Consider the following 26,116-nt stretch of genomic DNA (forward strand, 5'->3'; position numbering starts at 1 on the left):
CCTCCATCCCCCTGTAGGAGCGAGCTTGCTCGCGATAGCGTCCGCCCGGACGCTATCTTTTCAATGCCCTACTCGAACATCCTCCGCACATTCCCCAGCGCCTCGTCGGCGAACCCCTGCAGGAACCCCTGGAAGGCCGCGACCTCGGCGCCCCCTTCGGCCGGGTCGGCGACGATCCGCCAGGTGGCGCGCGCCCGCTCGCCGGGCAGGGCCTCGACGCTCATGGCCGCCCACAGGTTGCCGATGCCGAGGGTGTCGTAGATCAGGCTCCAGGTCATGTGCAGGGCCTGGTCGTCCCGCGAATTGAGTTGTTCGATGACGATATTGCCGTCGTGGAAGAACTTCTTGCGCACCGAGCGTACGCCTGCGCCGGTCATCTCGATGTGCGACAGCGCGGGAATGAAGGCCGGGAAGCCGGCGAAGTCGCCGACCACGGCCCAGACGTCTGGCGCCGCGGCGTCGATGTCCACCGTGGACACGACTTCGCAGGCGTGCGGGTTGCGGATCAGGGTATCGGGTTGCAGGTGGTTCATGGTGTTCTCCAGCGTGGGTGGGTTCAGATGAAGCGAATGTCCTTCAGGTATTGGCAGCCCTTGCGCAGCAGTGCCCGGTCCTTGGCCGGGTAGTCGGCGCCCATGCGCCGCACCCCGGCCTCGGCGTTGGCATGGCCGATCAGCGAGATGTCGCCGATGTCTTCCTCGAAGCCGTTGAGGTAGAAGCCGAGGACGCCGAACAACGCGTTGTCGTGATCGACCCGGCCCAGCTGGCGCTGCCAGTCGGCGACGCTGACCATGCGGAACTCGCGCCCGGCCTCGCGGAACGAGGCGACGTAGGCTTCCCAGCTCAAGGGCTGCGGGTTGTGCAGGTTGAACACCGCGTGGGCCGGCTGATAACGGCTGGCATGGAAGGCGATGAAGCGGGCGAGGAAATCCACCGGCATCAGGTCGAAGTTCATCGCCAGCTGCGGCACCTGGCCCAATTGCAGCGAGCCCTTGAGCATCAGCATCAGGCGGTTGCGATGGGGCTGGCAGACCCCGGTCTGGCTGTTGAAGCTGATGTTGCCGGGGCGATAGAGATTGACCCACACCCCCTGTTCGCGAGCGCGTTGCAGCAGCCGTTCGCCGACCCATTTCGACAGGTTGTAGCCATTGCGGATGTAGATCGGCGGGGTGGCCGCGGGTGGCAGCTCCAGTACCCGGCCCTGGGCGTCGACGCTGCTGGCGGCGGACAGGGTCGAGACGAAGTTGAAGACTTTCTTGCTGCGCCCTTCGCACAGGCGCAGGCACTCGAACAGCGGTTCGACGTTGTCGCGCACCAACGCCGGGTAATCCAGCACGTGATTGACGTTGGCGGCGTTGTGCACCAGCGCGCCGTATTCGAGGTCGATGCGCGCGTAGACATCGGCCGCCAGTCCCAGCCGCGGCTGGCTGATGTCGGCGGCATGCACCCGCACCCGGTCCAGGTCCAGATGCTCCAGGCGATTGTCGCGCAGGGCCTGGGCGAAACGCTCGGCGGCCGTTTGCCCGGGCGTTTCCCGGACCAGGCACGCCACCTCGCTGGCGCCCCCTTCCAGCAGCGCCTGGACGATATGCACGCCGAGAAAACTGTTGGCGCCGGTGACCACCACCTTGCGCACGTCGCCCAGCCGGCTGGCCGGTAGTACCTGGAGATCGAGTTCGGCAGCGGCATCGGCGAATACCTGTTCGAGGGCCGGGTCCGGGCCGCCGTGGGGAGCGCCGTCGAGCAGGGTCGCCAGGTTGCCCAGGGTCGGCGCCTCGATGAAGCGGCTGATCGACGGGCTGCGGCCGAAGGCTTCGCGCACCGCCAGCAGCAGGCGTGACAGCAGGATCGAGTGGCCGCCGAGGTTGAAAAAGCTGTCGTCGGTGCCGATGTCTTCGGCCGGCAGTTCCAGCAGCCCGGCCCACAGTTCCAGCAGGCGGCGTTCGCTGGCGTTGCGCGGCGGGCGCCGTTGCGCAGGGCCTTGCGAGGGCCGCGGCAGTTCCAGCAGCGCCCGGCGGTCGACCTTGCCGTTGGCGGTGTAGGGCAGGCTCGGCAGTTCGAAGTAGGCGCCGGGCTGCATGTAGTCCGGCAAGCGCTGGCGCATCCAGGCGCGCAGGGCCGGCAGCGCGTCGCCGGGCGCGCCGGGCTGGGCCAGGCAGGCGAGGATCCGGCGCTGCTCGTCGATCACCACTGCCACCTGGCGGTACAGCTGGCTGTCGCGCAGGCAGTGTTCGATCTCCTCGGGCTCGACCCGGAACCCGCGGATCTTCACCTGATTGTCGCGCCGCCCGCAGATCTCGATGCCGCTGTCGGTCCACTGGCCGATGTCCCCGGTGCGGTAGACCCGCAGCCGGCGGCCGTCCGGCAGGTCCAGGAGCAGGTAGCGCTCGGCGCTCAGCGCCGGGTTGTTCAGGTAGCCGAGGCCGACGCCCGGGCCGGCCAGGTACAGCTCGCCGGGGGTACGTTCGGCCACCGGTTGCCGTTGCTCGTCGAGAATCAGCACCTGGCTGTTGGCGATGGGCAGGCCGAGGTGGCGCGGGCTGTCGCCCGCCTGGAAGCGGTGGGTGGTGGCCAGCACCGTGGTTTCCGTCGGGCCATAGATATTGTGCAGCGCGCACTGGTCCGCCAGGTGCTGGATGACGAAGGGTTCGCAGACGTCGCCGCCGGTCACCAGGTATCGCAGCCCCAGCGGCTGGTCCAGGGGCAGGATGCTCAGCAGCGCCGGCGGCAGGAAGGCGTGGCTGACGCGCTGGCGCTGGAGCAGGGCCAGCAGTTGTTGCGGATCGCGGCGCTGGTTGGGGTCGGGAACCACCAGCAGCGCACCGCACAGCAAGGTGGGCAGGATGTCCAGCAGTGAGGCGTCGAAATTGATGGTGGAGAACTGCAGGACCCGACTGTCTGCGTTCAGCTCGACATGGCCGATGTACCAGGCGCAGAAGTGGCTGAGGTTGCCCTGGCTGAGCAGCACGCCCTTGGGCTGGCCGGTGGTGCCCGAGGTGTAGATCGCCACGCAGGGTGCTTCCGGCGGCAGTGCCTGGCGCAGCAGCGGGCCGAGGTCCTCTGTTTCGTCGGGCGCCAGGGCATGGACATCCAGTCGGGGCAGGTCGAGGTCGCCCAGGTCCTCGCGCCCGTCGTGCAGCAGCAGGGCCGCGCCGGCGTTGTCGAGGATGAAGCGGCGCCGCTGCGCCGGGTGCTCCGGGTCCAGCGGCAGGTACACCGCACCGCAGCCGAGGGTCGCGAGGATTCCCGCATACAACGCCGCCGACTTGGGCAGGCAGAGGCCGATCACCGGCGGTTGCGTGGGATTCGCCGGCAAGTGGCGCCGCATCTGCCGCTGCAGGCGCAGGCTCATGCGGTGCAGGGCCCGGTAGCTGTAGTCGAGGCCCTGGATGTTCAGGGCCGCACGCTCGGCGAAGGCCAGCAGGCTCTGGTCGATGCGCCGGGCGATCGGCACCTGCATTTCCCGCAGCAACGCCGGGGCCGGTTGCTGGTTGTGCCGGTGTTCGAACGCCAGCGCGTCCAGATGCTCCAGGCCCAGCAGCGGTTCGGGTGGTTCGTCCAGCGGCGCGAGTTGCTCGAAGAACGCCGCGCTGCGGGAAAAGCCGCTGACCAGCCGCGCACTGCTGGCGACCAGGCTGGCCACCGCACTGCCGCGCAGGGCCTGGCCGTTGCCGCTGGCGGGCGCTACCAGGCTGGCCTGGGCGATCAGCCGGTTGCCGTACCGATGGACCACCCGCACCTGCGGCAGGCCGGACGCCGGTGGCGCGATCAGGGCGACGCGCAGTTGCAATTGTGCGGTGCCGGCCCAGGAGGCGGGTTGGCCCAGGCTGCCGTCGTCGATCAGCAGGTCGGGCCTGCGCCCCTGCGCGCTGGCGATGGCCTGGGGCGAGTCCAGGTGCCGCAACAGGTGGCCGTGGCTGGCAAGCTCCGTGGCCAGTTGCTCCAGCGCCTGGCTGCGACCGCTCAGGACAATATCGAGGCGTCTCATGTTCGGGTCCCTCCGTCAGGGCAAGTAGTCGGCCAGAGCGTCCTGGACGCAGGCCGCCTCCAGCATCGAACTGCTGCGCAACAGGCGCAGGATGTTGGCGAGCAGCGGATGGTGGCGGTTGATCGGGTAGGCCAGGCCGGCCGCCTCCTCGCGCAGCGCGGCCCGGACCGGCGCGGCGACCGGCAGTTGGTCGATCAGTTGCAGGTCGAAGCGCTTCTGGATGTCGTTGGTCAGGTACTGGGCGATGAACACCGGCAGCACCCGGGCGATCTGCTGGCGGTCGGCGTCGCTGGCGCCGTGCCAATAGATGCGCACCAACCGCGACCAGAATCCCGAATGCCGGCCTTCGTCCAGCAGGTGGTCGGCCATCAGGCCCTTGATCGACTGCTTGACCGTGTCGTCCTTGGCGAAGGCGGCGACATCGTTGGTCACGGTGTTTTCGGCGATGGCCACGCAGATCAGCTCCACCGCGTCGCGCAGGTGTTCGGGCGCGCGCTGCAGGGCAGCGGGGATGGCCCGGCTGAGTTCGATTTCCGTGGGCAGCCCGATGGGCTCGATGCCGCTCAGGGCGATGGTCTGCTGCATGAAGTCCATCGCCACCAGCGCGTGGTAGTCCTCGTCCACCACCACGGTCATGGCGTCGTAGCGGCAGGTGAAGGGAAAGGCGATGGCGAAGCGGTCCTTGGCGATGCGGCGGGCGGTCCGGTCCACCAGCTCGGTCTCGAAGATCACGACGTCGTTGATGAACTTGTAGAGGCTCTGCACCAGCACGAAGTCGCGCAGGTGGCCGCAGTGTTCGAGGAACACCTGGCTGTGCACCAGCGGCTGGCGGCTCAGGGGATAGATCAGCTTGTCGTCGTCCTCGAGCATGCGCCGCGGGCGGGTACGGATGGTCGCGCGCTCTTCCCAGGCGTCGGCGAAGGACTGGTAGTCGAGGGCGTTCATGCGCTCACCCCGATGGCCGGTTCGGTCATGCTCAGGCGCAGCCCGTCCCACAGGGCGATGCGGCTGTCCACCGCGGCGATGGCCGCGGCATACACCTCTTGCTGGCGCTGCGGGTCGCCGGCCACCAGCCGTTCCAGCAGATGCTCCGCCGCCGGGCCGTGGTCGTCGGCGTCGACCTCGATGTGGCGTTGCAGGTAATAACGAAAGGTCGGCGCCTGCCTGATACCGATGCCCCAGTCGTCGAGCAGGCGCTGGAACATCCGCGGGATCACGCTTTCCCGTCCGTGGAGAAAGGCCGCCGCCACGCAATGGGCCGGCGCCTGCACGGCGGTGTGCAGGGTCTGGCGGACGAAGGCGCGGGCGGCCGGGTCGGCATCGACGCTGTGCAGGGCGGCGTCGAAACTCATGCCTTCGCGTTGCAGGGTGACGAAGCGCTCCACCGTCCGGGTGGCGGCACCGACTTCCCGCATGGCATCCAGGTACAGCTCGAAGTGGCTGTAATGACCCTGCCCGGGGCGGTCGTCGGATTCTTCGCCCAGCACGATTTCATTGATCAGCCGTGCCGCGCCGGGGTCCAGCGGCGGTAGCCAGGGCAGGCGGGTGCAGGTCAGCTCCTGTTGCAGGCGCTTGGTCAGCGACATGAAGTCCCACACGGCGAACACATGGGTCTGCATGAACCGTTGCAGCACCGCGAGCGAGTTGATCTCGGCGAATATGGGGTGGACGCTTAGTGTCGCTTTACGGGCGTCGAGAAGTGCTTGGCTGGCGTTCATCTGATCTACCTTCCTGGAAGTTAGAAGTACGGTTGCAGGGCCGGATAGTTGCGGCGCCTATATAACGTGCAAGCGGTGTTTAAAGTGACGGGCGAGCAGGGGCCTCAAGCCTGAAGTTGATACTTGTGAAAGTTTCTGGTTGATCCGTTATCGGGCTACAACCTTGGCCGGCTGTGCTTAATGGGTTGAAGCAACGCAGTGTTTGCCAAGTGCTCGTGAACGGAGTGCGGACATCGATTAATGCCGGCGAATAAAAAACTAATACAGGGAAAAGTATCGGGCAAGTTGTTTTTTAATGGGTTTTTAATATTGTATTTTTAGTGCGCGACAAGTTGCTGGGGAACTTGTTATTCAAGTTTCCTTGAGTCGAAGTTACTCCTTCCAACTTATATAAGTCAGAATTTTTTACCCTGAGTGAATGCCTCACTCGAAGCAACCTTTGCCGCGTTGGGATGACGTTGTCGGATGTCGGGGAGAACGCGTCCGGGAGCCGCTCCCGGTCATCTTCTCCAGTGGTGTGGGCTCCTTGCATGGGGCTTGGGAACGACGTGCGGCGGGCGAGTCGCCGCGCCCACGTCCCTTTTTCTGTCGGCGACAGCAAGAGTGGGCCCAAATCGACAGCTGAGCCATCGCCGGCACGTCCAGGAAGGTGTCGGGCCGGCGAAAGCGCGGGGGGAAGAAGGCGCGGCGGCGGACTATCCGCCGAGCAGGCCCAGGTGGGTGTTGACGATTTGCAGCAGGCGCTGGCGCTGGGACTTGATGAAGAAGTGATTGCCGGCCACCTCGATCAGCTCGAACTCCCGGCGCGTGAATTCTCGCCAGTTGGCCATGTTGCTAGCGGGAGCCAACGCGTCTTCGCTGCCGTAGAGGGCGGTGAGGGGAATGTCGAGGTTGCCGCTGGACTGGTCGCACCAGGATTCGAACAGCTTCAGGTCGGCGCGCAGCAGCCTTTCGTACTGGTCGCGGCTGGCCTGGTCGCGGGGAATTTCCAGGGGGGTGGCGCCCAGCGACAGCATGGCTTCGTGAAAGGGCGTGGCGGGCAGCGTGTGTAGCAGCGGCCGGGAAGCGGGGCTGTCGGGGCTGCGGCAGGCGCAAAGGAACAGGTGGCGGGTCTGGCCGGGGTAGTGCGCCTGGGCCCATTTGGCGGCTTCATAGGCCAGCAATCCGCCCAGGCCATGGCCGAACAGGGCGTGCGGCTCGGCCAGCAGCGGGCGCAGCACGGCGAAGGTGTCGACCAGCAAGAGCGGCCAGTCTTCCAACGGTGCTTCGGCCTGGCGGCTGCCGTGGCCGGGCAGCCGTACCAGCACCAGCTCGATGTGCCCGGCCAGGCCGCCGGCCCAGTTGCGCAGTTGCTCCGGGTCGGCCCCGGTCTGGGGGAAGCAGATGAGCCGGACGTGCGCCGGCTCGCCGGAGTCGAGCACCATCAGCCATTGTTCGTTGCGAGCGTGCACTGCTTGTCCTTAAGCCGGTGTGCCGGTCATCGAATACTGCATCGTGGTCGCCGCGGGCCACGGTGGCAGCCGTCAGCTCTGGGTGGACCGTTCCAGGTAGTGGCGAATGGTCGTCGCGGCCTTCTCCAGATGACCGCGCAACACCGCCAGCGCCCGCTCGACATCCTTGGCCTCGGCGGCGTCGGTCATGGCGTTGTGGTCGTCCTGGGTCAACTTGCCCAGGCCCATGGAGGATAGATGGAAACGCAGGAAGCGTTCTTCCTCGTTCAGTTCGAGTTCGATCAGGCGCAGCAGTTTGCGGTTCGGTGCACGGTGGTAGAGCGACATGTGGAACAGGCGGTTGAGACGCCCGATCTCGGCGTAGCTGGTTTCGTTTTCCAGTTGGGCGATATAGCCGCGTGCCTGGGCGATATCCTCGGCCTCGAGCAGCGGGATCGACAGGCGCAGCGCCTCCAGCTCGAGCAGCAAGCGCAGGCCATAGGTTTCCACGGCGTCGTAGCCGATCAGTTCGGCGACCACCGCGCCTTTGTGCTGCACCACATGCAGCAGCGATTGCGCTTCGAGCTGGCGCAAGGCCTCGCGGACCGGCATGCGGCTGACACCGAAGAGGTCGGCCAGATCCTGCTGGCGCAGCGCCGTGCCGCTGGGCAGGCGGCCATCGAGAATCGCCGCGCGCAGGGTTTCCTCGATCACCGAACGCGCGAGATGGGCGGGAATGGGCCCGGTGACGGCGATCTTGCTCAAGGGCCTCGGTTTTTCTGTCACGTCAACGCTATCCTGTTTCTGGTGAATATTTGGATCCAATGGACGCTAGATAGCGCCCTGCTGCTTGTCAAACCAGGGCCGTGGGCAAATGCCGGGCCCTGCTGGCGATTTTTCCGGCGCCGATTCTCGGGGCAGCCCTTGCGCCACTCAAGCATTGGCCGATAAACGCACAGGTGTCTGCTTTCAGCTTAGCGTTTCCGGCAGAACCGTGATTGTAAGGTGCCATTGTCTTTTGCCGGCCCAGCCTGCACCATCGTTCGATCCACGACAGCTCCCATGGACTCTTCGCATTGGCGGCACGTTTAGCTCTTTCTCGGACCCTGCGCTGGTTGTGTTCGGCGCTGCTGCTGGCCGGCCTGTTGCTGGGCGGCCTGCAGGCCGATTGGGACTTCTCGCAGATCAGCCGCCGCGCCACGGCGCTGTACGGGCCGCTGGGCGAAGGGCAGAAGCGCATCGATGCCTGGCAGCAGCTGCTGGCGACCCAGAACCAGGCCAGCGAGCTGGAACAGTTGAAGGTGGTGAACCTGTTCTTCAACAAGAACATGCGTTACGTCGAAGACATCGACCTGTGGCATCAGGTCGATTACTGGGAAACCCCGGTCGAGGCCCTGTGGAAGGGCGCCGGCGATTGCGAGGACTATGCGATCGCCAAGTATTTCAGCCTGCGCCACCTCGGCGTTTCCAGTGACAAGCTGCGCATCACTTACGTCAAGGCCCTGCGCCAGAACCGCGCGCACATGGTGTTGACCTACTATTCAAGCCCGGAGGCCATGCCATTGGTCCTCGACAGCCTGATCGACGCCATTCAGCCGGCCAGCCAGCGTACCGACCTGCTGCCGGTGTACTCCTTCAACGCCGAGGGCCTGTGGCTGTCCGGCGCCAAGGGCAACAAGAAGGTCGGTGACACCAAACGCCTGTCCCGGTGGCAGGACGTGTTGAAGAAAATGCAGGCCGAAGGTTTTCCGGTCGAGACGACTCACTAGGAGCACGAGCTCAGATGTCTTTGTTCAAACAACTGTTGATCGCAATCTGTCTGTTCCTGGTGGTGGCCTTCAGCGGCAGCTTCATGGTCAGCCTGGAAAGTTCGCGGACCCAGTACGTCAACCAGCTGCGTTCCCATGCCCAGGACGCGGCGACGGCGCTGGCGCTGTCCCTGACCCCGAATATCGACGACCCGGCGATGGTCGAGCTGATGGTCAGCTCGATCTTCGACAGCGGGTACTACTCGAGCATCCGGGTGGTCAACCAGGTCACCGAAGAGGTCATGGTCGAGCGCAGCGGCACGCCCGAGGTCGGCAACGTGCCGGACTGGTTCGTCAAGCTGATCGCCCTGGAACCGGCCGGCGGCGACGCCCTGGTCAGCCGCGGCTGGCAGCAGGCGGCGCGGGTCGAGGTGGTCAGCCATCCGATGTTCGCCGTGGCCAAGCTCTGGCAAAGCGCCCTGGGCAGCCTGACCTGGCTGTTGTTGTGCGGGGCCGTGAGCGCGGTGCTGGGCGCCCTGTTGCTGCGCCGCCAGCTCAAGCCGCTGGACTACATGGTCAAGCAGTCCCATGCCATCGCTCGCCGCGAGTTCCTCAGCCTGCCCGAGCTGCCGCGCACGCCGGAACTGCGCCGGGTGGTGCAGGCCATGAACCAGATGGTGGAGAAGCTCAAGGCGCTGTTCCAGGAGCAGGCCGAGCGTAGCGAGAAGCTGCGGGCCGAGTCCTATCAGGACAACCTCACCGGCCTGGCCAACCGCCGTTATTTCGAAATGCAGCTCAATGCCCGGGTGAGTAACCCGGAACAGGCCAGTTCCGGCTACCTGCTGTTGCTGCGGGTCAAGGACCTGGCCGGCCTGAACCAGCGCCTGGGCGGGCAGCGTACCGATCAGTTGCTGCAAGCGGTGGGCGAACAGTTGCAGCGCGAGTGCGCGCGCTACCCGGAAACCCATAACCTGGTGACCCGGATCCGCGGTGGCGAGTTTGCCGTGCTGGCGCCGGGGCTGGTGCGCGAAGAGGCCCTGCAACTGGCGCAGAACCTGGAAAGCGCGCTGGCCAGCCTGCACGCCACGGGCGCCACCGATGTGGCGTCGGTGGCTTCCATCGGCCTCGCCCCCTTCGTCCATGGCGACGCGCCGCAGGCGGTGCTGGGCCTGGCCGACCAGGCCCTGGCGCAGGCCGAAGCCCAGGGCGACAGCAGTTGGGCCTGCGTGGAGCATGGCGCGGCGGCGAGCATCGGCGACGACCATCACGCCTGGCACACGCTGCTGGACGGTGCCCTGAGCCAGCAGCGCTTCGAGTTGTATTTCCAGCCGGTGGTGGCGACCCGCGACACCACGCTGGTGCTGCATTACAAGGTGTTGTCGCGATTGACCGACGAGCAGGGCCAGACCATCGCCGCCGGGCGCTTCCTGCCGTGGCTGGAGCGCTTTGGCTGGACCGCGCGCCTGGACCTGCTGATGCTCGAGCTGGTGCTCAAGCAGATGACCGGGCATCAGGACTCGCTGGCGCTGAACCTGTCGGCCGCGACCCTGGCCGACCCGCAGGCCTTGAACAAGGTGTTCGAGATCCTGCGCCAGCACGCCAGCCTGGGGCCGCGCCTGACCCTGGAGATCGGCGAGGAGCAGTTGCCCGAACAGGCGCTGCTGGAGCAACTGACCCGGCGCCTGCGCGAGCTGGGTTTCTCCCTGAGCCTGCAACGCTTCGGCGGGCGCTTCAGCATGATCGGCAACCTGGCACGCCTGGGCCTGGCCTACCTGAAGATCGACGGCAGCTACATCCGCGACATCGACCAGGAAAGCGACAAGCGCCTGTTTATCGAAGCGATCCAGCGCGCCGCCCACAGCATCGACCTGCCGCTGATTGCCGAGCGGGTCGAGACCGAAGGGGAGTTGCAGGTGATTCGCGAGATGGGGGTGTACGGCGTTCAGGGCCGCCTGTTCGGCGAGCCCGCGCCCTGGCGTTGAAGCGACCGGCAGCGCCGGCCAAGCGGCTCCCCCGGTAGCGGCGGGAGCCGGCGCTATTCAGATCAGACCGGTTTCGTCGTCGTTGATCAGATGGCTCAGGCCCCCCAGCGCTTCGCGCGCCTGGGTCCGGTCCATCAGCTTGGCCTGGGCCGCCGGCGGCAGGTCGGTGACGCGGATCACCCCCTTGCTGGTCAGCACCTGGATCAAGTCGTCGAGTACCCGGATCATTTCCAGGTCGCTCTGCTTGAGCTGTTTCAGGCTGACTTCCACCACTTCGTTGGCGTACCACTCCTGGATCTCATGGTGGTCGGCGGCCAGCGTTTCCGTGGCCTCGGCGTAGGGCGCGGGCTCCACGCGAACCAGCTGGCCCTGTGCATCGCGTTGCACGTAGAACATGGGGAATCCCTCGAAAATTGGTCCGGCATCATGCTGTCAGCAGCATAGGCCAACGGCGCACTCTGGGCGCGAGTATGCAACCAAAGCGGCGCGATCGTCACGGCGGGAACAGCCGGCCACCCAGGTAGGTGGCCGGCAGGCCGTGGATCAGCTGTTGTTGTGGTCGATCTTGATGGTCGGGTCGCTACCGGCGATCAGCGAGCTGATGCTGGTATTGGACCAGTTGTTGCCTTCCAGCTTGATCGTCACGTCGGCGTTGGCGATGCCACCGGCGGCGTTGAGCTTGCCTTCGGAACTGACCTGCAGGGTCGAGGTGCCATCCACCGTGGTGATCTTCAGGAAGTTGTCGATGGTGCTGGCGCTCTCGCCCTGCAACAGATCGCGCAGGTCGATGCGGTCGCCTTCGCTGGCCTTGAAGTCCTTGATCACATCGTTGCCGGTGTCGCCGGCCTTCCAGACGAAGGTATCGGCACCCGAACCACCGATCAGGATGTCGTTGCCCGAACCGCCGATCAGCGTGTCGTTGCCGGTGCCGCCCAGCAGGATGTCGTTGCCCTTGCCACCGTCGAGCACATCGTTGCCGCCCTGGCCGAAGATGATGTCGTTGCCGGCACCGCCCAACAGCGTGTCGTTGCCGTCATGCGCCCCGGACACATCGAAGTCGGTGTAGTGCTCGGTGACGTACTGGTGCACGTTGGCAGTGGTGACGCTGCTGGCCGCCACGCCGGTCTTCTGCGCGACGAAGGCCTGCATCGCCTGGTAACCCTCGCCGGCGATGCCGTTGAAGCTCACCAGGTCGCCGAACAGGATGTCGTTGCCATTGCCGCCGCTGACGGTGTCGGCCCCTGGCAGCGTCGCCTCGGTGTGGCCGAGGATGGCGTTGGCCAGGTTCGACGGGTCGATGTTGGTCTGTGGCTTGCCATCGCTGTCGTAGGGCTTCAGGTCGTTGAGGCTGACGTCGTTGTTCAGGCCGATCGCTTCCACCTGCGACAGGTTGCTCAGCAGGGCAAAGCCGCTGTTGGAGTTGCTGGTGGTGGCGCTGTCGGTATAGGAGCCCGGACCGGTCTGGTACGACAACTCGTAGGTGCCATCGCCCTGGGCGTGCAGGGTGCCGGCGTTGTAGTTGGACCAGGTGCCCCAGGTGGACTGCGTCCAGACCGTGACGCTGCCGCTACTGTTGATATCGATCAGGTGCGTGCTGTCCGGTTGCAGCCGAACGGTATCGCCCAGGTGGTAGTTGCTGGTGGTGATCACGCTATCGAGCCGGGTGCTGCCGTACAGGATCGGGTTGGTCTGCTCGCCGGCCTGGTAGAAGGTCGGCTTACCGTCGGTGATGAAGTACGTCAGGTTGGTCGCGTTGGCATTGCCGGTGGCCTGGCTGCTCTGGAAGAAGTTGGCCGTGGTCTTGAACACGTCCTCGTAGTTGGTGCCGCCGCCGGACGCCATGGAATCCAGGACCGCCTTGAGCTGGGTCAGCGCGTTCGGGTCGTTCAGGTTCACCGAGACCTGCTTGTTGACCTGGGTATCGAAGTCCGCCAGGAAGATATTCACGGTACCCGAGGTGCTGGCGCCCAGGCTGTTCTTCAGGGCGCTGAACACCGTGGTCAGCGAGTTCTTGGCCGCCGTGAGCGAGGCATCGCTCATGCTGCCGGAGCTGTCGACCATGAACGCGATGTTGTAGTTCTTGCCTTGCACCACGTTCAGGCCGGCCACGTCCGCGACCATGATGTCGTTGCCCTCGGTGCCGACGAAGTTGATGTCGTCGGCCGCCGTGCCGAGGCTGGCGCTGTAGGTCGCCGGGTAGACGGTGACCGGGATCTGCGCGCTGGTGCTGGCCGAACCGCCCAGGGACTCGGTGGAGGTCGAGGTCACGGTCAGGTTGAACGAGCCGTTGTAGTACGGCGGCGGAGTGATGGTCAGCGTACCCAGGTTCCAGCCGGTGACATTGGCCTCGCTGACGCTGCCGCCGGCGGTGAAGGTATGGCCGGCGCCATCGCTGAGCACGGAGCCCGCCGGAATGCCGCCGATCTTCACGCTCAGGCTTTCCGAGCCGTCGGTATCGGTCAGGGCGGTGGTGATCTTCGCCAGCTTGACGCTGCCGCCTTCGATGCCTTCGTTGAACTTGTAGCCGTCGTAGTAACCCTCGCCGTTGCTGCCATGCAGCTCGGAGAGGGTGACGCCGGCATTGTTCAGCGCGGTTTCGTTCGGGTACATCGGGATATTGGTATTGCTCAGGTCGACCGGCGTGCTGCCATTGACCGACAGGTTGACGTCATAGCTGCCCGGGCCGCTCTGGTTGGCGTGGTAGATATCCAGGGTGTAGTAGCCGCTGGTGGTCGGGGTGAACGAACCGCTGATACCGCCACCCGAGCCCCAGACCGCGGTGGCCACGTTCTTGCCGCCGATGGTGATCAGCAGGCTGTCGTCGCCGGTACCGCTGAAGCTGTAGGTCTTGCCGGCTTCCAGGTAGATCAGGCCGGACGTCTTCGAGCCGCTGCCGCCCGGCACGTTGGCGTCGGACTGGGCGTTGGTCACCGTGGTGCTGCTGGTCGGGTTGCCGGACTTGTCGAACACCGCCTTGAGCGCATCGCCGGTGATGCCGTTGCCGTTGGTGCCCAGGCCGCTGAGGCTGGTCCAGGATTCCTTGAGCAGGCCGATGGAGTTCACGCTGTTGCTCGCCACGCCCAGGGTCGGCGCATCGGCCACCGGGGTGATGTCGATCTTCACGGTGCCGGTGTTGCCCAGGGCCTGGCCGTCGGTGGGCTGGAACTTGATCTGCGCGTAGTCGGCCTGCTGGTTGCCCACGCCGCTGCCGTTGTAGCCGTCGACACCCGACTCGTTGGCATCCGGGGTGAAGCGCAGCTTGCCGGCGTCGATATCGGCCTTGCTGAGGGTCTGGTTGAGGGTCACGTCCTTCCAGGTCGAGCCGTCGAGGTACTGCAGCTTGCCGTCGCCCGGCAGCTGGGTAATTTTCACGCCCAGGCTGGCCGCCGGGCTGTCGACGTCGCTGACGCCGAAGGTCGCCCAGTTCAGGGTCAGGGCCGTGTCTTCGGTGCCGGTCACGGCACCGCCGGTGGCCACTGGCGCATCGTTGACCGCGACCACGTTGACCGTGGTGGTGGCGACGTTGGAGTAGTTGCTGCCATCGGTCACGGTCACGGTGATGGTCCGTGGCGTGGTGCTCGGGTCTTCACTGTTGTTGGTGAAGGTGATGTTCTTGATCTGCTGCATGTAGTCAGCCAGCGTCGCGTTGCCGCTCAGGGTCAGGGTGATGGTCCCCGCCTGGCTGTTGGCATTGATGGTGATGCCATTGACGCTGTTGCCCAGATTCAGCGAGTCGCCCGGCTGACGGTTGGTCAGCACGATGGTGGCGCCGGTCAGCATGGTGCTATCCGGATCGGTGATGCTCAGGTCGGTGTCGGCGATCGACACACCCGCGCCCGGGGTGTTCTCGGTGAAGGTCACCTTGTAGTCGGCCCCGGTGGCGCCGCTGGAGTTGTTGGCATCCAGATCGATCACCGGTGGTGCGTCGTTGTCGATGATCGACGTGGTGACGCTGCCATTGGTGCCGCTGACCACCAGGTTCTCGAAGTTACCGCCGCTGGCCGAGTCGATCTTGACCACGAAGTTTTCCGTGCTCTCGGTGATCTTGTCGTCGATGGTGGCCACGTTGAAGCTGGCGCTGCTGGCGCCGGCCGGGATCTTCACGGTGTAGACCCCGGTGAAGTCCGAGCCGTCGGCGGCGGTGCCGCTGTAGCTGATCTTCAGGGTGACCTCGGTTTGTGCCGGGCTGGTCAGGCTGACGGTGTAGGTCGCGGTCTGGCCTTCGGTGACCGAGGTGCTGCCATTGATGCTCACCGTGGTGGTGTCGAGGGTGTCGGTGACATTGGTCACGGCTGGCGTGGTGCTTGGCACCAGGTTCTCGAAGTTGCCGCCAGTAACGGTCTGGATCGTGGCCTGCACGGTGCCGGCGTCTTTGTAGACGTCGTCGGCTGGAGCCGGGACGGTCACGGTGCCAGTGGTAGCGCCGGCGGCGATATTGATTACCGCGCCATTGCTCAGAGTTACGGTCACTGGTGTGCCCGCAGCGTTGGTCAGCGTTGCGGTGTAAACGATCGAACCGCCCTCGGCCACGGTGTTGGTGGCGCTGAGGGACAGGTTGGTGGTGTCCGGGGTGTCGGTCACGGTAGTGCTGACCGGAGTCTTGTCGGCTACCAGGTTTTCGAAGTTGCCGCCGCTGACTGTGCTGATCGAGTTGCTCAGCGGGGTATGCCCGACCAGCACATCGTTAGGCGCGGTAGTGGTGGCCGTACCTGTGGTCTGGCCGACAGCGATGGTGATCTTCTCGCCATTGGCCAGGGTCACCACGACCGGGCTGCCGGTGACCGGCGAAGTCACGGTAGCGGTGTAGGTGATGGTCCCGCCTTCGGCGGCCGATGGCGTGGCCTTGAGGCTGACCGTCGAGGTGTCGATGGTATCGGTGACGCTGGTGACCGCTGGCGCGGTGCTGGTGACCAGGTTCTCGAAGTTGCCGCCAGTGGCGGTCTGGATCGTGGCCTGCACAGTGCCGGCGTCTTTATAGACGTCGTCGGCTGGTGCTGGGACGGTCACGGTGCCGGTGGTCTTGCCAGCGTCGATGGTGATCACCGCGCCATTGCTCAGGGTCACGGTCACTGGTGTGCCGGCGGCGTTGGTCAGGGTGGCGGTGTAAACGATGGAACCGCCCTCGGCGACGGTGTTGGTGGCGCTGAGAGACAGGTTGGTGGTGTCTGGGGTGTCGGTCACCGTGGTGTTGGCCGGCTTACTGTCGACCGCCAGTTTTTCGTAGTTGCCGCCGGTGGCGTTGGTGATGGTGGTGCTCAGGGAGCTGCCGCCTGCCAGAGCGTCGTTTGGCGCTACGAAATTCACGGTGCCGCTGCTGGCGCCAACCGGGATGGTGATGGTCTGTCCGTTGGACAGGGTCACGACTACTGGCGAGCCAGTCACTGGCGCGGTGACGGAGGCGGTGTACACCACGGTGCCACCTTCGGCCACATTCGAAGTTGCGGTCAGCGAGACGGTCGAGGTGTCGATGGTATCGGTGACGTTAGTGACCGCTGGCGTGGTGCTGGTGACCAGGTTCTCGAAGTTACCACCGGTGGCGGTCTGGATCGTGGCCTGCACAGTGCCGGCGTCTTTGTAGACGTCGTCGGCTGGAGCCGGGACGGTTACGGTGCCGGTGGTAGCGCCGGCGGCGATGTTGATTACCGCGCCATTGCTCAGAGTTACGGTCACTGGTGTGCCCGCAGCGTTGGTCAGGGTGGCGGTGTAAACGATCGAACCGCCCTCGGCGACGGTGTTGGTGGCGCTGAGGGACAGGTTGGTGGTGTCCGGAGTGTCGGTCACGGTAGTGCTGACCGGAGTCTTGTCGGCTACCAGGTTTTCGAAGTTGCCGCCGCTGACCGTGCTGATCGAGTTGCTCAGCGGGGTATGCCCGACCAGTACATCGTTAGGCGCGGTAGTGGTGGCGGTACCGGTGGTCTGGCCGACAGCGATGGTGATCTTCTCGCCATTGGCCAGGGTCACCACGACCGGGCTGCCGGTGACCGGCGAGGTCACGGTAGCGGTGTAGGTGATGGTCCCGCCTTCGGCAGCCGACGGCGTGGCCTTGAGGCTGACGGTCGAGGTGTCGATGGTGTCGGTGACGTTAGTGACCGCTGGCGTGGTGCTGGTGACCAGGTTCTCGAAATTGCCGCCAGTGGCGGTCTGGATCGTGGCCTGTACGGTGCCGGCGTCTTTGTAGACATCGTCAGCCGGTGCCGGGACGGTCACGGTGCCAGTGGTCTTGCCGGCGTCGATGGTGATCACCGCGCCATTGGAGAGGGTCACGGTTACTGGTGTGCCGGCGGCGTTGGTCAGCGTTGCGGTATAGACGATCGAACCGCCCTCGGCCACGGTATTGGTGGCGCTGAGGGTCAGGTTGGTGGTGTCCGGAGTGTCGGTCACCGTGGTATTGGCCGGCTTGCTGTCGACCGCCAGCTTCTCGTAGTTGCCGCCAGTCGCATCCTTGATGGTGGTGCTCAAGGAACTGCCACCCGCCAGAGCGTCGTTAGGTGCCACAAAGTTCACGGTGCCGTTGCTAGCGCCGACTGGAATGGTGATGGTCTGGCCGTTGGAGAGGGTTACGACTACTGGCGAGCCAGTCACTGGCGCGGTGACGGAGGCGGTGTACACGACGGTGCCACCTTCGGCCACATTCGAAGTTGCGGTCAGCGAGACGGTCGAAGTATCGATGGTATCGGTGACGTTAGTGACCGCTGGCGTGGTGCTGGTAACCAGGTTCTCGAAGTTGCCACCGGTGGCGGTCTGGATCGTGGCCTGCACAGTGCCGGCGTCTTTGTAGACATCGTCGGCCGGAGCCGGGACGGTTACGGTGCCAGTGGTCTTGCCAGCGTCGATGGTGATCACCGCGCCATTGCTCAAGGTCACGGTCACTGGCGTGCCCGCAGCGTTGGTCAGGGTGGCGGTGTAAACGATGGAACCACCCTCGGCGACGGTATTGGTGGCGCTGAGGGACAGGTTGGTGGTGTCTGGGGTGTCGGTCACCGTGGTGTCAGCAGGTTTGCTGTCGACCGCCAGTTTTTCGTAGTTGCCGCCGGTGGCGTTGGTGATGGTGGTGCTCAGGGAACTGCCGCCTGCCAGAGCGTCGTTTGGCGCTACGAAATTCACGGTGCCACTGCTGGCGCCAACCGGAATAGTGATGGTCTGTCCGTTGGACAGGGTCACGACTACTGGCGAGCCAGTCACAGGCGCGGTGACGGAGGCGGTGTACACCACGGTGCCACCTTCGGCCACATTCGAAGTTGCGGTCAGCGACACAGTCGAGGTGTCGATGGTATCGGTGACGTTAGTGACCGCTGGCGTGGTGCTGGTGACCAGGTTCTCGAAATTGCCGCCAGTGGCGGTCTGGATCGTGGCCTGCACGGTGCCGGCGTCTTTGTAGACGTCGTCGGCTGGTGCCGGGACGGTCACGGTGCCGGTGGTGGCACCGGCGGCGATGTTGATCACCGCGCCATTGGAGAGGGTCACGGTCACTGGCGTACCCGCAGCGTTGGTCAGCGTTGCGGTGTAGACGATGGAACCACCCTCGGCGACGGTATTAGTGGCGCTGAGGGTCAGGTTGGTGGTGTCCGGGGTGTCGGTCACCGTGGTGTCAGCAGGTTTGCTGTCGACATCCAGCTTCTCGTAGTTACCACCAGTTGCACCGGTAATGGTAGTGCTCAGCGAGCTACCACCCGCCAGGGCATCGTTTGGCGCCGTGAAGTTCACGGTACCGGACGATTCGCCCACCGGGATGGTGATGGTCTGACCGTTGGACAGGGTCACGACTACTGGCGAGCCAGTCACTGGCGCGGTGACAGAGGCGGTGTAAACCACCACGCCGCCTTCGGCCACAGACGGAGTCGCGGTCAGCGACACAGTCGAGGTGTCGATAGTATCGGTGACATCGGTGACGGCTGGAGTGGTGCTTGGCACCAGGTTTTCAAAGTTACCGCCAGTGGCGTCCTTGATGCTGACTTCGACTTTACCGGCGTCTTTGTAGACGTCGTCGGCCGGGGCCGCGACAGTCACGGAACCCGCAGTGGCGCCGGCAGCGATGGTGATTACTGCACCGTTCGACAGGGTCACGGTGACCGGAGTACCGGCGGCGTTGGTCAGGGTTGCGGTGTAAACGATCGAGCCACCTTCCGCTACGGTATCGGTCGCGGTCAGGCTGAGGTTGGTAGTATCTGGGGTGTCGGTAACGGTAGTGTCGGCAGGTTTGCTGTCGACATCGAGCTTCTCGTAGTTGCCGCCAGTAGCGTCCTTAATGGTGGTGCTCAAGGAACTGCCACCCGCGAGAGCATCGTTTGGCGCGACGAAGTTCACGGTGCCGCTGCTAGCGCCGACCGGGATGGTGATGGTCTGGCCGTTGGACAGAGTCACGACTACTGGCGAGCCAGTCACTGGCGCGGTGACAGAGGCGGTGTAAACCACTACACCGCCTTCGGCCACGGACGGCGTGGCCGTCAGGCTGACGGTCGAAGTGTCGATGGTGTCGGTGACATCGGTGACGGCTGGAGTGGTGCTTGGCACCAGGTTTTCAAAGTTACCGCCAGTGGCGTCCTTGATGCTGACTTCGACTTTACCGGCGTCTTTGTAGACGTCGTCGGCCGGGGCCGCGACGGTGACGGAGCCGGTCGTTGCGCCGGCGGCGATGGTGATGATCGCGCCGTTGCTCAAGGTCACCGTCACTGGTGTACCAGCAGCGTTAGTCAGGGTTGCGGTGTAAACAATGGAGCCACCTTCCGCCACGGTGTCGGTGGCGGTCAGGCTGAGGTTGGTAGTGTCCGGAGTATCGGTAACCGAGGTCTCTGCCGGTTTGCTATCAACATCCAGCTTCTCGTAATTGCCGCCAGTGGCGCCGGTGATGGTGGTGCTCAAGGAGCTGCCGCCTGCCAGAGCATCGTTTGGCGCGGTGAAGTTCACGGTGCCGGACGATTCGCCCACCGGAATGGTAATGGTTTGGCCATTGGACAGAGTCACGACCACTGGCGAGCCAGTCACTGGTGCAGTCACGGAGGCGGTATACACCACAACACCACCTTCAGCGACGCTAGGCGTAGCCGTCAGGCTGACGGTCGAAGTGTCGATGGTGTCAGTGACATCGGTCACTGCCGGCGTAGTGCTCGGCACCAGGTTCTCGAAGTTGCCGCCAGTGGCGTCTTTGATGCTGACTTCGACCTTGCCGGCGTCCTTGTACACATCATCCGCAGGTGCTGCGACAGTCACGGAACCCGTGGTTGCGCCGGCCGCGATGGTGATCACTGCGCCATTGCTCAGGGTTACGGTCACCGGCGTACCGGCGGCGTTAGTCAGCGTGGCGGTGTAGACGATGGAGCCGCCTTCGGCGACGGTCTCGGTCGCAGTCAGGCTGAGGTTGGTCGTGTCAGGAGTATCGGTAACGGTAGTGTCAGCAGGCTTGCTATCAACATCCAGTTTCTCGTAATTGCCGCCAGTTGCACCGGTAATGGTAGTGCTCAGCGAGCTACCACCCGCCAGGGCGTCGTTTGGCGCGGTGAAGTTCACGGTACCGGACGATTCGCCCACCGGGATGGTAATGGTCTGGCCGTTGGACAGGGTGACCACTACTGGAGAGCCAGTCACTGGAGCCGTCACGGAGGCGGTGTAAACCACCACGCCGCCTTCGGCCACAGACGGTGTGGCAGTCAGGCTGACGGTGCTGGTATCGATGGTATCGGTAACGTCAGTCACTGCCGGGGTGGTGCTCGGCACCAGGTTCTCGAAATTACCGCCAGTGGCATCTTTGATGCTGACTTCGACCTTGCCGGCGTCTTTGTAAACGTCATCGGCTGGAGCTGCGACGGTGACGGAACCCGTAGTTGCGCCGGCCGCGATGGTGATTACGGCACCGTTCGACAATGTAACGGTGACCGGAGTACCAGCGGCATTGGTCAGAGTTGCGGTGTAAACGATGGAGCCGCCTTCAGCCACAGTGTCGGTCGCACTGAGGGTCAGGTTAGTAGTGTCTGGTGTATCGGTAACGGTGGTATCTGCAGGTTTGCTGTTGACATCCAGCTTCTCGTAATTACCACCAGTGGCGCCGGTGATGGTGGTGCTCAAGGAGCTGCCGCCTGCCAGAGCATCGTTTGGCGCGGTGAAGTTCACGGTGCCGGACGATTCGCCCACCGGAATGGTAATGGTTTGGCCATTGGACAGAGTCACGACTACTGGCGAGCCAGTCACTGGTGCAGTCACGGAGGCGGTATACACCACAACACCACCTTCAGCGACGCTAGGCGTAGCCGTCAGGCTGACGGTCGAAGTGTCGATGGTGTCAGTGACATCGGTCACTGCCGGCGTAGTGCTCGGCACCAGGTTCTCGAAGTTGCCGCCAGTGGCATCCTTGATGCTGACTTCGACCTTACCGGCGTCCTTGTAAACGTCATCCGCAGGTGCTGCGACGGTCACGGTCCCGGTCGTTGCGCCGGCGGCGATGGTGATGATCGCGCCGTTGCTCAGGGTCACAGTCACTGGAGTGCCAGCGGCGTTGGTCAGCGTGGCGGTGTAAACGATGGAGCCACCTTCCGCGACAGTGTCAGTCGCAGTCAGGCTGAGGTTGGTCGTGTCAGGAGTATCGGTAACGGTGGTATCGGCAGGCTTGCTGTCGACATCCAATTTCTCGTAGTTACCGCCAGTTGCACCGGTAATGGTGGTGCTCAGCGAGCTGCCGCCTGCCAGAGCATCGTTTGGCGCGGTGAAGTTCACGGTGCCGGACGATTCGCCCACCGGAATGGTAATGGTTTGGCCATTGGACAGGGTTACGACTACTGGAGAGCCAGTCACTGGTGCGGTGACGGAGGCGGTGTAAACGACCACGCCGCCTTCGGCCACAGACGGAGTCGCGGTCAGGCTGACAGTCGAGGTATCGATAGTGTCAGTGACATCAGTCACCGCTGGGGTGGTGCTCGGCACTAGGTTTTCAAAGTTACCGCCAGTGGCATCTTTGATGCTGACCTCAACCTTGCCGGCGTCTTTGTAGACATCGTCGGCAGGGGCCGCAACGGTGACGGAACCGGTGGTGGTGCCGGCGGCGATGGTAATCACCGCGCCATTGCTCAGGGTCACGGTCACTGGCGTGCCAGCCGCGTTAGTCAGGGTGGCGGTGTAAACAATAGAGCCGCCTTCCGCGACGGTATCGGTCGCAGTCAGCGTCAGATTGGTGGTGTCCGGGGTGTCAGTAACGGTGGTGTCAGCAGGCTTGCTATCGACATCCAGCTTCTCGTAATTACCGCCAGTCGCACCGGTGATACTGGTGCTCAGGGAGCTGCCGCCAGCCAGCGGGCTGTTAGGGGCAACAAAATTTACCGACCCGCTGCTTTCGCCCACAGGGATGGTAATGGTCTGGCCGTTGGACAGGGTTACGACTACTGGAGAGCCGGTGACTGGTGCGGTGACGGAAGCGGTGTAAACCACTACACCACCTTCAGCCACAGACGGAGTCGCGGTCAGGCTGACGGTCGAAGTATCGATGGTATCGGTGACATCGGTCACCGCTGGGGTGGTGCTTGGCACCAGGTTCTCAAAGTTGCCGCCAGTAGCGTCTTTGATGCTGACTTCAACCTTGCCGGCGTCCTTATAAACGTCATCGGCTGGGGCCGCGACAGTCACGGAGCCAGTGGTTGCACCCGCGGCGATGGTAATCACCGCACCATTGCTCAGGGTCACGGTCACCGGCGTACCTGCAGCGTTAGTCAGGGTTGCGGTGTAAACGATCGAGCCACCCTCGGCGACGGTATCGGTCGCGGTCAGGCTCAGGTTGGTAGTGTCCGGAGTATCGGTAACCGAGGTCTCTGCCGGTTTGCCGTCGACATCCAGCTTCTCGTAGTTACCGCCAGTGGCGCCGGTGATGGTGGCGCTCAAGGAGCTACCACCCGCCAAGGCGTCGTTCGGCGCCGTGATATTGACGGTGCCGGAAGACTCACCCACTGGAATGGTGATGGTCTGGCCGTTGGACAGGGTCACGACTACGGGTGAACCGGTCACGGGAGCAGTGACGGAGGCGGTGTAAACGACCACGCCACCTTCGGCCACAGACGGAGTCGCGGTCAGGCTGACGGTCGAAGTATCGATGGTGTCGGTGACATCGGTGACGGCTGGAGTAGTGCTCGGCACCAGGTTCTCGAAATTACCGCCAGTAGTCTCTTTGATGCTGACTTCGACCTTGCCTGCGTCTTTGTAGACGTCGTCAGCAGGCGCCGCAACGGTGACGGATCCAGTGGTTGCACCGGCCGCGATGGTGATCACTGCACCGTTCGACAATGTCACGGTAACCGGAGTACCAGCCGCGTTAGTCAGCGTGGCGGTGTAAACGATCGAGCCACCCTCGGCGACGGTATCGGTCGCGGTCAGGCTCAGGTTGGTCGTGTCCGGAGTATCGGTGACCGAGGTCTCTGCCGGCTTGCCATCCACATCGAGTTTTTCATAGTTACCGCCAGTCGCGCCGGTAATGGTCGCGCTTAGCGAGCTACCACCCGCCAAGGCATCGTTCGGCGCCGTGATATTGACGGTGCCGGAAGACTCGCCCACTGGAATGGTGATGGTCTGGCCGTTGGACAGGGTGACCACCAGCGGTGCGCCGGTGACTGGAGCCGTCACGGACGCGGTATAGACCACGGTGCCGCCTTCGGCCACGGACGGCGTGGCGGTCAGCGAGACGGTGCTGGTGTCGATGGTGTCGGTGATCTCGGTCACCGCCGGGGTGGTGCTCGGCACCAGGTTCTCGAAGTTGCCGCCCGTTGCGTCCTTGATGGTCGCCTCGACGGTGCCGGCGTCCTTGTAGACGTCGTCGGCGGGTGCGGCAACGCTCACAGAACCGGTGGTCGCGCCGGCGGCGATGGTGATCACCGCGCCGTTGCTCAGGGTCACGGTCACCGGCGTACCGGCGGCGTTGGTCAGGGTCGCGGTGTAGACGATCGAGCCGCCTTCGGCGACGGAGCCGCTGGCCGACAGGCTCAGGCCAGTGTCGTCGATCGAGTCGGTGATGACGGTTTGCGCCGGCGTGGTATCGGGTGTCAGCTGTTCGAAGTTACCGCCGGTAGCTCCGGTGATGCTGGTGCTGACGGTACTGCCGTTGTTGTAGACGTCGTTGGCCGGGGTATCGACCACTACGCTGCCCACGGTCTTGCCGGCATCGATCACGATGGTCGAACCGTTGGACAGGGTCACGGTGACCGGGGTCTGCGCCGGGTTGGTCAGGGTGGCGGTGTAGGTGATCTGGCCGCCTTCGACGACAGTGCCGGTGGCGGTCAGTGTCAGGCCGGTGGCATCCACCGAGTCGGTGATGGTGGTCACGGCCGGCGTGGTGCTCGGCACCAGGCTCTCGAAATTGCCGCCGGTAGCCCCGGTAATGGTGGTGCTGACGGTGCTGCCGTTGTTGTAGACGTCGTTGGCCGGGGTATCGACCACTACGCTGCCCACGGTCTTGCCGGCCTCGATGGTGATGGTCGAGCCGTTGGACAGGGTCACGGTGACCGGAGTCTGCGCCGGGTTGGTCAGGGTCGCGGTGTAGGTGATCTGGCCGCCTTCGACAATGTTGCTGGTAGCGGTCAGCGTCAGGCCGGTGGCATCCACCGAATCGGTGATGGTGGTCACGGCCGGCGTGGTGCTTGGCACCAGGTTCTCGAAGTTGCCGCCGGTGGTGCTGGTGATGGTGGTGCTGACGGTGCTGCCGTTGTTGTAGACGTCGTTCGCTGGCGTATCGACGTTCACGCTACCGGTGGTCTGGCCGGCGCCGATGGTGATGGTCGAGCCATTGGACAGAGTCACGGTGACCGGCGTCTGCGCCGGGTTGGTCAGGGTCGCGGTGTAGGTGATCTGGCCACCTTCGACGACGGTGCCAGTGGCGGTCAGCGTCAGGCCGGAGGTGTCCGGAGAGTCGGTGATGGTGGTCACCGCCGGCATCGGGTTCGGCACCAGGTTCTCGAAGTTGCCGCCGGTAGCCCCGGTAATAGTGGTGCTGACGGTGCTGCCATTGTTGTAGACATCGTTGGCCGGCGTATCGACGGTCACGGTGCCGGTGGTCTGGCCGGCGCCGATGGTGATGGTCGAGCCGTTGGACAGGGTCACGGTGACCGGGGTCTGCGCCGGATTGGTCAGGGTCGCGGTGTAGGTGATCTGGCCACCTTCGGTCACGGTGGAACCCGCGGTCAGGGTCACGGTGGTGGTGTCCACGGTGTCCGTGACCTGCGTGACGGCCGGGGTCGGGTCGACGGTCAGCACCAGGCCTCCGCCGCCGGTGGTGCCGGTGACGCCCACGGTGATCTGGCTCGGGTCGTTGTAGACGGTGTCGTTCGGCGCCAGCGGGACGTTGACGGTGCCGGTCAGTTGCCCGGCCGGAATCACGATCACCGAGCCGTTGGACAGGGTGATGGTCAGGTCGGTCAGCGGTGCCTGGGTCAGGGTGGCGGTGTATACCAGCACGCCGCCGGCTTCGGTGATGGTCGGGGTGGCGCCCAGGGTCAGGGTCGAACCGCGCAGCACCTGGGTGGTGCTGTCATTGTTGGCCGTCAGCGCGCCGGTGGTGTCTTGCGCCGCCGTGGCGGTCGCGCCCAGGCCCGCGGTCGGGAAGCCGATAGTCGGGTCGACCCGGCCCGCGGTGGCGTCGAGCATCACGAAGCTGTGACCGCCGCCGGCGTTGCCGCTACCTGCGGCGGTCGGGCCGGCCGCGGTGGCTTCCAGGTCGGTGGTCGGGTCCGCGCCGGCGGCGATCGCCTGCTGCAGTTCAGCGACCGACGGCGCGGCCTGCTCGGCGGCATCGGCGTTGTTGCTGGAGTCCGGGACGGCACCGCTCCATTGGGTTTCACGGCCCAGGTCCAGGGTCCGGCCATCGGCCAGCTCCAGGCTGACGGCACCCGCCAGGCCAGTGTCGACCTGGTCGCCTACATACAGGCGATCGCCCTCAACGAGTACACGGCGGACCCCTTCAGGGGATACGACGAAAACTTGGCCGACAATGCTTTTGACGGTAGCAACAACAGTGCTCATTGAGGGTTCTCCGGGGGTGCCTTCAGTAGACTTCCATGTTCCTGACGGGCATTTCGCCAACGCAGTCTGGACGTTCTTCAGAGTGTAGAAACACGTAGTTTTGACGCGACTATTCGTCAATAAATTGGCTATATTTTTTTGCTATTACATATATGCCAAACTATTGACCTTCTGTGAGCCATCCTAAACAATCGTCAAGGTAATGTCACATTGATATTTATGCGGTGACCTGTCTAAAAGTGTGTGACCCAGTTCTTGGTTTGAACTT

10 protein-coding genes are annotated in these 26,116 nt (G+C 64.4%); 2 read left to right on the forward strand and 8 right to left on the reverse strand.

Annotated elements, in window-relative coordinates; all coding sequences use genetic code 11:
• Positions 1–68: 68 nt before the first annotated feature.
• The 6 genes from TO66_RS00650 to TO66_RS00675 form a co-directional block, all read right to left on the reverse strand.
• Positions 69–533: an SRPBCC family protein gene (locus tag TO66_RS00650; protein WP_044460497.1), complete on the reverse strand. Its 465-nt coding sequence runs from the start codon at positions 531–533 to the stop codon at positions 69–71.
• Positions 534–556: 23 nt separating this feature from the next.
• Entirely contained in the window at positions 557–3,988 is a 3,432-nt protein-coding gene (locus TO66_RS00655; protein ID WP_044460498.1) for an amino acid adenylation domain-containing protein, read from the reverse strand.
• A 15-nt stretch (positions 3,989–4,003) separates the two neighbouring features.
• Positions 4,004–4,933, reverse strand: coding sequence for a diiron oxygenase (locus TO66_RS00660; protein WP_044460499.1), 930 nt, complete (start codon positions 4,931–4,933; stop codon positions 4,004–4,006).
• A complete protein-coding gene (locus TO66_RS00665; RefSeq protein WP_044460500.1) occupies positions 4,930–5,706 on the reverse strand; it encodes a DUF3050 domain-containing protein in 777 nt (258 codons plus the stop codon). Before TO66_RS00665 ends, TO66_RS00660 begins: the two co-directional genes overlap by 4 nt.
• 695 nt (positions 5,707–6,401) lie before the next feature.
• Positions 6,402–7,157, reverse strand: coding sequence for a thioesterase II family protein (locus TO66_RS00670; RefSeq protein WP_044460501.1), 756 nt, complete (start codon positions 7,155–7,157; stop codon positions 6,402–6,404).
• Between the two features lie 72 nt (positions 7,158–7,229).
• On the reverse strand, positions 7,230–7,922 hold the full coding sequence (locus tag TO66_RS00675) for a GntR family transcriptional regulator (protein WP_044460502.1): 693 nt from the start codon (positions 7,920–7,922) through the stop codon (positions 7,230–7,232).
• A gap of 290 nt (positions 7,923–8,212) precedes the next feature.
• Here TO66_RS00675 and lapG point away from each other — a divergent pair, with 290 nt between their 5' ends.
• A complete protein-coding gene (gene lapG / locus TO66_RS00680) occupies positions 8,213–8,905 on the forward strand; it encodes a cysteine protease LapG (protein ID WP_044460503.1) in 693 nt (230 codons plus the stop codon).
• A 14-nt stretch (positions 8,906–8,919) separates the two neighbouring features.
• The gene (gene lapD / locus TO66_RS00685; protein WP_044460504.1) at positions 8,920–10,866 is read left to right on the forward strand and encodes a cyclic di-GMP receptor LapD; all 1,947 of its coding nucleotides are present in this window, start codon (positions 8,920–8,922) and stop codon (positions 10,864–10,866) included.
• A 57-nt stretch (positions 10,867–10,923) separates the two neighbouring features.
• Here lapD and TO66_RS00690 read toward each other — a convergent pair whose 3' ends face one another.
• Together TO66_RS00690 and TO66_RS00695 are read right to left on the reverse strand one after the other, a co-directional pair.
• Positions 10,924–11,262 (reverse strand): hypothetical protein, encoded by a 339-nt coding sequence (locus TO66_RS00690; protein WP_044460505.1) that lies wholly within the window; start codon positions 11,260–11,262, stop codon positions 10,924–10,926.
• A 147-nt stretch (positions 11,263–11,409) separates the two neighbouring features.
• Positions 11,410–25,848, reverse strand: coding sequence for a retention module-containing protein (locus TO66_RS00695; RefSeq protein ID WP_044460506.1), 14,439 nt, complete (start codon positions 25,846–25,848; stop codon positions 11,410–11,412).
• Positions 25,849–26,116 lie beyond the last annotated feature (268 nt).

The organism is Pseudomonas sp. MRSN 12121, assembly GCF_000931465.1.
Taxonomy (GTDB): domain Bacteria; phylum Pseudomonadota; class Gammaproteobacteria; order Pseudomonadales; family Pseudomonadaceae; genus Aquipseudomonas.